At 40.1% G+C, this 12,027-nt stretch carries 14 protein-coding genes and 2 pseudogenes; 9 read left to right on the forward strand and 7 right to left on the reverse strand.

The genetic code is table 11. From position 1 onward, the window contains the following. Nucleotides 1-208 precede the first annotated feature (208 nt). The 5 genes and pseudogenes from AC2VE5_RS21130 to AC2VE5_RS21150 form a co-directional block, all read right to left on the reverse strand. A pseudogene (locus AC2VE5_RS21130) lies at nt 209-376 on the reverse strand (Uma2 family endonuclease); the annotation flags it as partial. Nucleotides 377-428: 52 nt separating this feature from the next. Further along, a pseudogene (gene nuoB, locus AC2VE5_RS21135) lies at nt 429-1,132 on the reverse strand (NADH-quinone oxidoreductase subunit NuoB). Between the two features lie 84 nt (nt 1,133-1,216). Then, the gene (locus AC2VE5_RS21140) at nt 1,217-1,531 is read right to left on the reverse strand and encodes a helix-turn-helix domain-containing protein (protein WP_486889655.1); all 315 of its coding nucleotides are present in this window, start codon (nt 1,529-1,531) and stop codon (nt 1,217-1,219) included. 317 nt (nt 1,532-1,848) lie between these two features. Then, a complete protein-coding gene (locus AC2VE5_RS21145; protein ID WP_486889656.1) occupies nt 1,849-2,229 on the reverse strand; it encodes a hypothetical protein in 381 nt (126 codons plus the stop codon). Nucleotides 2,230-2,253: 24 nt separating this feature from the next. Further along, a complete protein-coding gene (locus AC2VE5_RS21150) occupies nt 2,254-2,553 on the reverse strand; it encodes a hypothetical protein (RefSeq protein ID WP_486889657.1) in 300 nt (99 codons plus the stop codon). Between the two features lie 165 nt (nt 2,554-2,718). Here AC2VE5_RS21150 and AC2VE5_RS21155 point away from each other — a divergent pair, with 165 nt between their 5' ends. From AC2VE5_RS21155 to AC2VE5_RS21180, 6 genes are all read left to right on the forward strand, one after another. Next, entirely contained in the window at nt 2,719-4,056 is a 1,338-nt protein-coding gene (locus tag AC2VE5_RS21155; RefSeq protein WP_486889658.1) for an AAA family ATPase, read from the forward strand. Beyond that, entirely contained in the window at nt 4,053-4,772 is a 720-nt protein-coding gene (locus AC2VE5_RS21160; RefSeq protein ID WP_486889659.1) for a Rho termination factor N-terminal domain-containing protein, read from the forward strand. The genes AC2VE5_RS21155 and AC2VE5_RS21160 overlap by 4 nt, the downstream gene beginning before the upstream one ends. A 291-nt stretch (nt 4,773-5,063) precedes the next feature. Then, nucleotides 5,064-5,627 carry a Uma2 family endonuclease gene (locus AC2VE5_RS21165; protein WP_486889660.1) on the forward strand — a complete coding sequence of 188 codons (564 nt, stop codon included), beginning with the start codon at nt 5,064-5,066 and terminating at the stop codon, nt 5,625-5,627. A 128-nt stretch (nt 5,628-5,755) separates the two neighbouring features. Then, entirely contained in the window at nt 5,756-6,199 is a 444-nt protein-coding gene (locus AC2VE5_RS21170; RefSeq protein WP_486889661.1) for a hypothetical protein, read from the forward strand. A gap of 44 nt (nt 6,200-6,243) precedes the next feature. Next, nucleotides 6,244-6,789 carry a hypothetical protein gene (locus AC2VE5_RS21175; protein ID WP_486889662.1) on the forward strand — a complete coding sequence of 182 codons (546 nt, stop codon included), beginning with the start codon at nt 6,244-6,246 and terminating at the stop codon, nt 6,787-6,789. Between the two features lie 17 nt (nt 6,790-6,806). Further along, complete coding sequence (locus AC2VE5_RS21180) at nt 6,807-7,553, forward strand: ABC transporter ATP-binding protein (protein ID WP_486889663.1); 747 nt, start codon at nt 6,807-6,809, stop codon at nt 7,551-7,553. Here the strand turns inward: AC2VE5_RS21180 and AC2VE5_RS21185 are convergent. Further along, nucleotides 7,550-7,768 (reverse strand): hypothetical protein, encoded by a 219-nt coding sequence (locus AC2VE5_RS21185; protein ID WP_486889664.1) that lies wholly within the window; start codon nt 7,766-7,768, stop codon nt 7,550-7,552. The genes AC2VE5_RS21180 and AC2VE5_RS21185 overlap by 4 nt on opposite strands. A gap of 98 nt (nt 7,769-7,866) precedes the next feature. Between AC2VE5_RS21185 and AC2VE5_RS21190 the strand changes: the two genes are divergently transcribed. Both AC2VE5_RS21190 and AC2VE5_RS21195 read left to right on the forward strand, forming a co-directional pair. Then, a complete protein-coding gene (locus tag AC2VE5_RS21190; RefSeq protein ID WP_486889669.1) occupies nt 7,867-9,204 on the forward strand; it encodes a deoxyguanosinetriphosphate triphosphohydrolase in 1,338 nt (445 codons plus the stop codon). Nucleotides 9,205-9,397: 193 nt separating this feature from the next. Continuing rightward, nucleotides 9,398-9,964 carry a Uma2 family endonuclease gene (locus AC2VE5_RS21195; RefSeq protein WP_486889665.1) on the forward strand — a complete coding sequence of 189 codons (567 nt, stop codon included), beginning with the start codon at nt 9,398-9,400 and terminating at the stop codon, nt 9,962-9,964. An 85-nt stretch (nt 9,965-10,049) separates the two neighbouring features. On the opposite strand, the gene dxr is transcribed toward AC2VE5_RS21195, so the two are convergent. Further along, entirely contained in the window at nt 10,050-11,231 is a 1,182-nt protein-coding gene (gene dxr / locus AC2VE5_RS21200; protein WP_486889666.1) for a 1-deoxy-D-xylulose-5-phosphate reductoisomerase, read from the reverse strand. Nucleotides 11,232-11,531: 300 nt separating this feature from the next. Between dxr and AC2VE5_RS21205 the strand changes: the two genes are divergently transcribed. After that, a complete protein-coding gene (locus tag AC2VE5_RS21205; RefSeq protein WP_486889668.1) occupies nt 11,532-11,765 on the forward strand; it encodes a Nif11-like leader peptide family natural product precursor in 234 nt (77 codons plus the stop codon). The last annotated feature ends 262 nt before the right edge of the window (nt 11,766-12,027 follow it).

Raw genomic sequence — 12,027 nt, forward strand, 5'->3', positions numbered from 1 at the left:
TCTCTGCGGAGGTTCTGGGGGCGGCTAGTGCATTGTATATCACCAGCCATTTTTGTTTTTCCCAATGGGATGACGCTAACTTTACTCTCTGCTTGACTGTCTCTAGGTCTAGATGAGGACAGGCTTGGGTTACTTGACTCCTATACATTTATCTTTGCCAAAGTTTTCTTTATTTAATACTCTACTACCTCTGACCACAACTTAGTATCAGTTTCGCATTCCGGCTTCCGCTTCCCCATCCTGCAAGCGGCATAATAATTAGTTCTCCCTGTGCTGTGCGCTCAATTCGCAAATCTTGATTGTTTTGACACAGTTGGAAAAACTGCTCGTTGGTTAGCTCAATTGTGGGACTTAAGTTGAGGATTAGGGCAGTCATAGGATGGTGAAGTGCGATCGCATTACCTGTAAATTAGCACTCAGTTTCAATTTTAGAATCTTTGCACAGCCTGAAGTTCGGCAGTATTTGGCAGTGCAGGGTTTGAGGGCGATTCGGCAATTTCTAAAGGTTCTTGTCGTTGCGGACTATTGAGATATTGCCCGGTATGGCTTTCTGGGACAATTTTCATATTATGAACGCAACTATAATAACGGTGAACTTGGGAAACGTGCGATCGCCCTATTAGGCTTTCGTTAGCAATTTTTTTCCGCAGTTTAATTAGTGCATCCATTATCGCCTCTGGTCTTGGCGGACATCCAGGTAAGTAGACATCTACAGGAATCAACTTATCTACTCCCCGCACTGCACTAGGCGAATCGGTGCTAAACATTCCCCAGTAATTGTGCAAGCACCCATAGCAATTACATACTTAGGTTCGGGCATTTGTTCGTAGAGGCGCACCAAAACCGGGGCATATTTCATGGTTATCGTACCCGCCGTAATTAGCAAATCGGCTTGTCTGGGAGTTATGCGGGGAAACATCCCGAATCTGTCGAGGTCAAAACGAGCGCCCAGCATGGCACTAAATTCAATAAAACAGCAGGCAGTCCCAAATATTAAGGGGTACAAGCTAGACATTTTGACCCAGTTATAGAGGTCGTCAACGGTCGTTAGGACAACGTTCTCGGATAACTGTTGCGTCACTTGCGGGCGATCGCACTGATTGATAATTTGCGGTGTATCTGTGTTAGACATAACATAACCTCAATATTTGCCTTTAGTATCGGCGGTGAATATTTGGCTGTCTTTCAGATTCTTTCTTTTTTTACAAGTTTTTGACTATTTTTTCAGCACCTTTTTTGGCGTAACTCCGAGCAAGCGCTTAAAGTGATAATTGAGATGGGCTTGATTAGCAAAACCGACTTTATAAGCAACATCTGCGATCGCATTACCTTTAATAAGTAACTGTTTAGCACGATGGACACGACATTGAATCAAATACTGATGCGGTGCAAGCCCTGTAGATTGCTTGAACAACCGCGAAAAGTAAGCCGGACTCATCTGCACTAATTGAGCTAGTTCTTCTAATCCCAAAGGCTGCTCCAAATAAGCATCAATGTAGTCTATAACTTGCTGCAACTTGTATTTAGGCAAGCCACCTCTATAGTTTTTAACTGGCTTTCGCGGAATTCTCCTCCCTCAGCGTAAGCAGGGAGGAGATGGATAGTGGGTAACGACTTACAAGGAGTTACCAATCTATATTGACTTTCATTTTTAGGTACGATATTATACATATACCCAAAGCTCTAGTTGGGAGAGAGGACGTAGCCGCAGTCGGCGAACCGCTTACAGAGCAGACAAAAAGGCTAGAGACTGCACTGAACTTGAAAGGCGAATAACGTAACTTTTCATACAAGAGTTCTAAATCAAGAAAAAACAAATATTTCTGCCTTCGGAAGGAGGGCGGCTGCCTATGGAGGCTGAGTAAGTCCAAAATCGTCACTAGATGGTAGAGGCATCGGCTGATGAAGTGGGAAGCTCCGAGGACGAATAAAACCGTCTCTGTTAGCCAAAGTTGGAAGCTCCAACCTCAGCGAAGCAGGTTGGAGTGCTTCACTTACTGGTTTTTGAATAGAATAATGCTGTAACAGATGCACGGCGAGAAGACTGGCAATGGTTTCAGCATAAAGCTTGCTACCCAATCCATCTGATTCTAGTTCTGCCTTCAGCGTCAATCCTAGCTGACATATTAACGGATCGGGGGTGGCAAAGTGGGGAGCAAGTTCTACTTTTTCTGGTTCAACTAGCTCATAAATAGCGTAATTAAAAATCCCTGGCTCAAAACCCAACATAATTACCCCACCGGAATCGTACCACTAGGTTCGATTAGTAATACCTGCGGGGACAACAACAATATCTCCTTGCAAAACTTGTTCGTAGCGAAAGACATCGCCTATTTTTCTTTCTACTTTAATCGGTGTTGGTACTTCTGTGAAAATCCCTATTCCATGTTGCAAGCCGGAAACTTCAGGGGTTTCGCCAGGAAGCTGATAGTCGTAGGCGAGATAAATGCCATTCCATCCGGCATTTTTGCTTGTTAGCAGAGGAAATTGAGGGAAAACTTGAGTAAGGACTTCTTCTTGAGAGAAATCGAGGTTTAAAAGCGGCGATCGCATTATTTTGCTCCAATCCGCACTAAATTAATTCACTTTTAGTTTAGCTGGTAGAAAAGGGGCGATCACGCAACTACAAGGAACAAAGAAATAATTACGAATATAGTAAATAGTTATTTGCAAATTGGGAATACTAAAGTTGAACCTTGTTGGAAGCCACTGTACATAATGACTACGACAACTACCAGTCTTCGATCTGCCTGGCGAAGTCTGCCCGACCAAGCCCAAGAACCCACTGTTAATGACCTTTTTGTGCCTACCTTGCTGAAAGAGCTAGGATTTCAACAGGATGAAATTCTTTCAGAATACAAAACTGGCAATGGAACAAAAGCCGTTGATAAAGCTGCTAGAAAAACTATTGGAGATGATATTTTCATCCATACCAAATCTGATCCACACTTGCTTATAGAGTTAAAAGGTAGAGACATCAATTTATCTGATGACGGTGTAAGATATCACCACACAGTTGAGCAATTAAAACAATACCTACTTGCACCTAATTGTCAGACAGTACAGTGGGGTATTATTACCAACTCATGTCATATCCAACTATTTCGTAAGCATGGAAAGGTAATTTTTCCAGCAACTAAATGTATTGAACTTAGCGAAGAAAATATTGATGAAGTTATTACCGCAATTCGCCAAAAGATTGAGAAACCAGCTAAGGCTTTAACAATAGCGGTTTACAACAACAAAGGAGGGGTAGGAAAGACAACTACAACAGTTAATTTAGCTGGAATCTTAGCTTTTTTAGGAAAGAAAGTGTTAACTGTTGATTTTGACCCAAATCAGCAAGATTTAACAAATTCTCTTGGTCTGCCCTTGAGTCCTGACAATTTTTATAAAGCTCTTGTTGAAAGGGACATAGAACTTCGAGATATTATACATCCGTATATTTTTAAAAGAGGAAATTTTAAGCTTAGGTTTGATGTAATTCCAGCAGATAAAAGGTTAGCTGAAGAAACTGAAGATAAGTTACGCAATCATTTGAAGCTAAATACTCTTTATCGCAAGTTAGAATCTTTAAGACAAGAGTATGATTATATTTTGATAGATTCGCCTCCAAACTGGCGAGTATTTAGCCAGTTAGCTTTATATGCGGCTGATGCTATTCTCATTCCTACAAAGCATAACAATCTTTTCTCTTTAGAGAATGCAGCTACAGCAATCAAAAAATTTATCCCTGAAGTACAAGCTGCAAAGCTTGATGGTAGCCCTATCGCCCTACCAATCTTTTTCAATGGTGAAAAGATTACGCCCCCTCAGTTAGCAGTTGCTCAACAGGAACTTATTAACATTATCAAAACTGCTAAAAAAGAGAAGTTTAACTTGACACCTTACTTCTATCCTAAATATACAGATGCGAGGAAAGATTTGCATATTCATCAAGTACCGAGTTATGCCAATATAGCAAGTTCAGCTTTCGCTCGTGTTCCTGCGGTGTATAGAGATAAGTTTGCTCATGAGTATTACAAAAATTTAGCTAAGGAGTATTTTTTACAATGAGTAACCTCAGCGATATTGGGAATCTAATGCACATATATTTAGATGATATTAGTCCTAGGGAAGGAACTGATACGCCTGAATTTTTGATTAAAGCTTCTGCTTGTTTACTTAAAGAAAAAGGCGATCGCAATTGGATTCCCTTGCTTGTAAAAGAAACAGGCAAAGATAAATACGAAGTAATTGCCAACTCTTTTATTTATGCAGTTGCCAAAGAAGCTGGCTTAGATAGAGTTTGGTGCATCATTGCTGATGAAAGTGATGATACGGCTGAAGTTACTCAAGTTCTTGCCAAGGAAAAGACACCAAAAATTAATCTTTCTACCGCATCCAGAGATGAAATAGTTGCGGCATTGCAATATGCGATCGAGCAACCTGGAAGCGCCCTCAAAAGCGTTAAACTAGCTGTTGCAGCTAATAGAATTGATGAAGCTCCCCGTCAGTATTGGCAGAAGTTAGATCAAATTATCGATCTAAAATGCGGTATTACTAAAGGTGCAAAACTTGAGGCTCTAAACCAAGTATTTTATCTAACTCCTCAACCAATACTAGAAAAAGAGACAAAGGCAGATGTTGCTAAAATAACTCCAGAAAAAACCAGCGATAGAGGCAGTTTTAAAACAATGACAGTCACCGACCTTAAAAAAATAGCAAAGGAAAAAGGTATTACTGGCGCTAGTAAGATGAATAAGCCTGCTCTTATTGCAGCATTGAGTTAATCATCAAAGTAATGCGATCGCAGATTGGCTAGGAAGTATAAAATTATGAGTAAAATATCATCTCCTCCTCCCTACCCAATCTGCTCGACACCAGTTTCTCATTCTCCAGGATACTCTCTTGCAGTTTGCCAAGATTGCCAGAACAAAGCCTGTGATGCTCAAGTCAAGTTCAAAAATTGTAATTTAGCCCTATATTACATACCTATTTGCGTAAGGTAATTTGCTAAACTGACAAAAATTTATAATCAAGAATAAAGCCCATTTTATTGAAACTCTTTGAGGCGAATTCAAATGGTACAAGTTCCCAGTAAATCGCTGACATTAGATGACTTTTTGCAGTTACCGGAAACAAAGCCAGCCAGCGAGTATATAGATGGTCAAATTATCCAAAAACCAATGCCTCAGGGGAAACATAGCGCAATTAGAGGCGAATTAGGATCTGCTATTAATCAAACTGTCAAATCTCAACATATCGCCAGAGCATTTCTAGAATTAAGGTGTACATTTGGGGGAAGGTCAATAGTTCCCGATATGTCAGTATTTGTTTGGGATAGGATACCACGCGACGAAAGTGGCGAAGTTGCTAACGTTTTTCAACTAGCGCCGGATTGGATGATTGAAATTCTCTCCCCAGACCAAAGCCAAACAAAAGTTACTAAAAATATTTTGCACTGCCTCAAATACGAAACTAAAATAGGTTGGCTAATCGATCCTGATGAGCAATCTGTGTTTGTATACGCGCCTAACCAGCAATTAGAAGTATTTGAAAATCCAGAAGATGGGCTACCTGTACCGTCTTTTGCCAGTAAATTGAAGCTAACTGTAGACAGCTTATTTGCTTGGTTGCGAAATTAACGCAAGCTTATTTTAGACGTTGGGGTAAAGGTTGTCTGGATGAAAACTTTGCAATCTCCTCTTTTTGTGGGATGTGTAGGCATACATTCCTAGCTAAGATACTTTTCAAAAGTATTTTTTCTAAAAAAATGAGCAAAGATAATAAAAGCAAAGCTGAAAACAAAGATAGCAAAAGCAAAGCTGAAAACACCGATGAAACTCCTAAAACCTTTGATCTAGCTGGTGTTCGCCCTATAGACCCCAATAACCTTGAGGTTGTAGGCATACTTGATGTAGATGGTCAGCGTCCGATCGCTGCGGGCGAGGTACAGGCGCAAACGTCTTTTTACGAAGATGGTCAACGTCCGATTGGCGCTAGTAATCTTGAGTATGACCATACTTATAACGAAGACGGTGATCGCCCTATTGATTCTAGTACCCTTGAAGTAGCTTCTACCTATAACGAAGATGGCGATCGCCCAATTGGTAAAAGTGACTTTGAAATCCATGACACTCTAGAAGTAGATGGCAGTCGTCCAATCACTACCAATAGACCACCAGAACAACAAATCATCACTGACTATATAGACTAATTTCTTATGGTTGGCGTTAAAATAACTATTTTGCGCTCGCCTTTGTGAATTCAGTTACTTTCCGTCTGTCTCCTTTAATTAGGATTACGCTTTTAAGTCTGTATACGGCTTTAACTTTGCCTTTACCTTTCTTGTCGCAAGTTACAAGTTCGCCTGTCCCACCTGCATTATTGTGGGTGGGGATTGGCTTGGGGGCAATCGCATTGTATGCTGCCCTCAGCGAAAGAGTAGTTTTAGATGACCTTACTATTGCCGTAACTTACCCTAGTTGGGTTCCGCGTTTTTTCCGCAAAGGCTGGTCTTTGGATTGGTCGGATATTAAGGAATTAAAGCCGCGTACTACTGGACAAGGTGGCTTGGTTTACTATTTTCTCAGTAATGACGGTAAAGGTTATTTGTTACCAATGCGCGTTGCTGGTTTTACTCGACTGGTAAACGAAGTACAGGCAAAAACAGGCATTGATACTACTGATGTTCGACCTTTAGCGCAGCCTTGGATGTATCTAATTTTATTAGGGTTTACGCTGCTGCTATTGTTAGTAGATGGTTGGACAATTACCAATGCGATCGCTCTGGGAAAATTAACCTAAATATTTGCGAGTAATCCGTGCAAACAGCACAACTACGCTTAGATAAAGTCAGCCTATCTGCATCAGTGGGTTCTCAATACTTACTCAAAGATATTTCCTTTGAAGTCAGTAAAGGCGATCGCATTTGTCTACTTGGTGCTTCGGGTGCGGGTAAGACTTCTTTGCTGCGGCTGTTAAATCGTCTCAGCGAACCGAGTGCGGGGACAATTTACTTAGAAGCTCAAGATTATCGCAGTATTCCGGTTATTCAATTGCGCCAGCAAATTGTTTTAGTCCAACAAGAGTCTAAGTTGCTAGGGATGACGGTAAAACAAGCCTTGGCATATCCGCTCAGTTTACGGGGATTGGAGACAGCGCAGATTCAACAAAGAATATTGTACTGGAGCGACCAATTGCACATCCCCAACGAGTGGCTAGAGCGAACTGAGGTGCAACTTTCGGTAGGACAAAGACAGACCGTTGCGATCGCTCGTGCTTTGGTAACACAGCCCAAAATTTTGCTATTAGATGAACCTACTTCGGCTTTAGATGCGGGTAGGGCTTCGCAACTATTGCAAGTATTGACCAATTTGGCGGCGGGTGAAACTACAATTGTGATGGTAAATCACCAATTAGAACTAGCCCAAACGTTTTGTCAGCGTGTTTTGTACTTGGAACATGGGCAATTAATTCAAGACTTGCCCAATACTCCACAATTTGACTGGGTTGGACTAAAAAATAACTTAGTACAGACAGAAATGAAAGCCGCCGAAGACTGGAATTAGCCGCCAGTAACTAGATTCCACAACAATTGTGGTAGCTGAGATATTTGTTGCCACAAGTCTTGATAACCGATGCCAAATACTAACTGTAATCCTAGAATGATTCCGGCGATCGCGATCGCTGTAGTAGCAGTTGTCTTTACAATCTTGATTAACGCCGTAAATACTAGCCAAGATACGACCAAAGCAGCGATTAAAATTATCAGTTCAAGGGGCATTAGTATTCTCTCAACGCAAAAGTCTTCTACTATTAAAGATAAAACTATTAAAGATAAAACTTCGTCCTGGCTGTTGAGTATAAATTATGGATTCAACAATGCAATGGCACAAACTTTTATCTAGTAGTCGCTTGGTAGAAGCTGTACCAAATATTCCTGATGCTGGACGGACGGTTTTTGAAAAAGATTTTGATAAAATTATCTTTTCCTCCTCTTTTAGAAGACTTAAAGATAAAACTCAAGTATTTTCTTTAGTTGAAAATGACTATATTCGTAGCAGATTGAGTCATAGCCTTGAAGCTTCTTGTGTAGGACGTACTTTAGGTACGCTAGTTGGTAGCGAAGTTATTAAAAGGCACTATGCAGAATTAAAAGATTTTCAAGCAAGAGATTTTGGCGATATTGTGGCGGCGGCTTGTCTAGCTCATGATATTGGTAATCCGCCTTTTGGTCATGCAGGGGAAGATGCTATTCAAGAATGGTTTAAAGGCGCAAAAGCTAAAAAAGTTTTATCTTTACTATCAACTAATCAAACAGAAGATTTTAAAAAATTTGAAGGTAACGCCCAAGGCTTTAGAACTTTAGCAAAATTAGAAAACAGACCATCGCTAAAAGGCGTACAATTTACTTGTGCGATGCTGGCAACATTTACAAAGTATCCTAGAGAAGCGGGAATTAATAATAGTTTGTTTAAACAATACAATGCTATTGATAATAACAAAAGCACTAAAAAGCATGGCTTTTTTCAGTCTGAAAAAACCTTATTTGCCCAAGTAGCTGAAGAAGTAGAATTGATACCCCGCAATCAAAAAATAGCTTGGTGGTGCAGACATCCTCTAGCTTTTTTGGTTGAAGCGGCAGACGATATCTGTTACCATATTGTCGATTTGGAAGATGGTTTTCAAATGGGTTATATCACTTATCAAGATGCAATTACATTGCTACATGACATTTTGATGGATGAAAAGCTAGATATAGTAAATGATGAGAAAGAAAACATCAAATACTTGCGTGCTAAAGCAATTCACAAATTAATTACCGAAGTTAAACAAGTATTTTTAGATTGCGAAAATAAGCTTTTAAATGGAACTTTTGATACTCCCTTAACTACAGAAATAGCATCAGGGGAGAAACTAAAGGAAATAATTGATATTACCCGCAAAAATGTTTATGAGTCTTGCGAAGTTGTAGAGGTAAAAGTAGCAGGATACGAAGTAATTGGCGGTTTGCTAGAAGAATTTATTACGGCGATTAGCGATGAAAATTTATCAAAAAGCTACCTAATCAAAAAACTAATTCCAAACTTTAAAGAGCAAGAAGATATTTACACGAGAATATTACAAGTTACTGATTATATTGCAGGAATGACTGATTCTTTTGCCGTGTCATTATTTAAGAAAATTAAAGGAATTTCTTTACCTCGCGGCGGGAGGTAGAGCTTTATATAAACTTTTTAACTAGATTTAAAAAATTTCCCGTAATTCCTGCTGAAGTTCTTGAATTTGATCTAAAGCATCTTCGTAGACTTGGGATTTTTGCTTTTCAGACTTTTAAAGCAAAGTTAGGAATAATATCGCGATCGCGCAGCTTCGTTAAAATGAGAGTCTTATATCCCTTTAGGAGCCTTAAATGGTATTAACTGATTCCACTGCAAAAATTTCTCTAGCTGAATTTTTACAACTGCCGGAAACAAAGCCAGCTAGTGAATATATCAACGGTCAAGTTTACCAAAAACCCATGCCTCAAGGAAAACATAGCATTTTACAAGGCAGTTTGATTACTGCCATCAATCAGATTGCCAAACCATCGAAAATAGGATACGCATTTCCTGAATTACGTTGCACGTTTGGCGGTAGTGCAATAGTTCCAGACGTTACGGTTTTTGAATGGTCGCGTATTCCCCTACTACCTAATGGAAGTATTGCCAATAAGTTTGAAATTCCTCCAGATTGGATAATTGAAATTCTTTCCCCAGACCAATCGCCCAGCAGTATTATTAGAAAAATTACCTTTTGTCTCAATCACGGCACAAAACTAGGTTGGTTTATCGATCCTGATGGTGAGGCGGTGACAGTGTTTCAACCAAACCAGCTACCAGAAGTGCAGGAAGGACAAGATATTTTACCTGTGTTAGATGCGCTTAAAGACTGGCAATTGTCGGTAGCAGATTTGTTTAGTTTCCTGTATCCCGGCTAACTCCCGCCTAGGGTTAAAACCCCAGGTTAATGCCCGAAGTCAGCTTCAGCCGACTGTGATATTAATTGAAAAGTGTTGTCAAAAACTATATAAAGACTTTTGTAAGTTCTTGGCTTGCTGCTAATACTTCTTGTCTTGCCCAGTTGTCGGCGGCGATAATGTAATCTAGTGAAGGATTTGGGCGATTATCAACAGAAAAGCGATCGCATACCCATTCTATACAGCGTGGAATATCTAAAAATTCTATCTGTTCTTCTAAAAATAAGGCTACAGCTTGCTCGTTAGCGGCATTTAATACCGCAGGCATAGAACCCCCCGCTCTCCCGGCGGCATAAGCTAGTTGCATACATGGGTATTTGTCATGATCGGGCGCTTTGAAGGTCAAATTACCAGCTTTGACTAAATCTAGCTGCTCCCAGTCGGTGTAAATGCGAGCGGGGTAGGATAAAGCGTAAAGCAATGGTAAACGCATATCTGCCCAGCCAAGTTGTGCCAAAACCGATGTATCTTGCACCTCAATGAGCGAGTGAATAATACTTTGGGGATGAATAACAATTTCAATGCGATCGTAATCTAAACCAAAAAGAAAATGAGCTTCAATTACTTCTAGCCCTTTATTCATCAAAGTAGCCGAATCAATCGTAATTTTTCGTCCCATTGACCAGTTGGGATGTTTTAAGGCATCAGCAACTTTAACAGTAGCCAATTTCTCTACAGGCAAATCTCGAAAAGCGCCCCCGGATGCCGTCAGGATAATTCGCCGCAATCCACCTTCGGGGACGGCTTGGAGGCATTGAAATATGGCTGAATGCTCGGAATCGGCGGGTAATAGTTTGACGTTGTGTTTTTTTACTAAAGGTAAAACTACGGGCGCACCAGCAATTAATGTTTCTTTATTGGCTAAAGCAATATCTTTTCCTGCTTCAATTGCTGCAATAGTTGGTAATAAACCCGCACAGCCGACTATACCTGTAACCACGGTTTGAGCTTCGCCATAACGGGCAACTTCAACCACTCCCGCTTCTCCGGCTAGTAGTATAGGTTTGTAATCGAGAGATGCGATCGCATCTTTTAATTCTGGTAACTTTGTCTCATCGCAAATCGCAACTATTTTTGGGCGAAATTGGCGAATTTGCGCCGCCAGCATTTCTACATTTCGCCCCGCAGCTAAGCCCTCAATCTCGAATAAATTGGGGTTTTGAGCCACAATATCTAATGTTTGGGTACCGATAGAGCCAGTAGAACCTAATAGAGTAATCGCTTTCACAAATATTTCCCGCAAGCAGCAACTACTACTATAAAATTCTTCGGACTGTTTAGATCGCGATCCAGGCAGATTAGCGCTGCTACATAGCACATAATTAATTATTTGCAAGTTGACTAGCTTACAAATAGGTTAATTTGTGTCAAGATTTGATGAAGTTAAGAGCCGAAAACGTTATGCTCAAAAGTAGCTGGCTCTTTAGCGGACTTGATATTTAAAGTGTGAGATTTCTTCTACGTCAATTGACTATGTGCTTAAAGCTAGTGAATCAATGACTGCAAATAAATTAGGAGTTGTACTGCAATGACACAAGAAAACGCTGCTCGATTTTTTAAGTCTGTACAACAAGACCAAGGATTAAAGGCAAAACTAAAAGCCACTGACGACCCAGAAACATTTTTGCAGATTGCTAACGAGCGTGGTTATCACTTCACGCTTGCGGAGTTAGATACAGAGATTGCTAAATTGTCTCATGAAGAAATGGCATCAGTAATTAATCCAGGTGTATCACCTAGACGGCATTTAACACCAAGGTAGGTTAATAAATAAAACTCTAATAAAAAGCGATCGCATAAATAATGCGATCGCTTTTTGTATAAAAATTACAATATTTTATTATTTTTTTAATAATTAATTAACTGTAATTTAAACAGTGTGAAGAGTTCCTCTCTAATACCAATTCTTTATGAAGCTGCGCTAAATAAAGCTTCAAGGATGAAATTGTAAGAAGTGAGAGAAGCAATCGTCTCAGGAGTGATGGCAAGGAGTGCATCAGTTAACTTCTGCTGTAGTTGTGGGA

The organism is Aliterella sp. E5.1 (assembly GCF_057473825.1).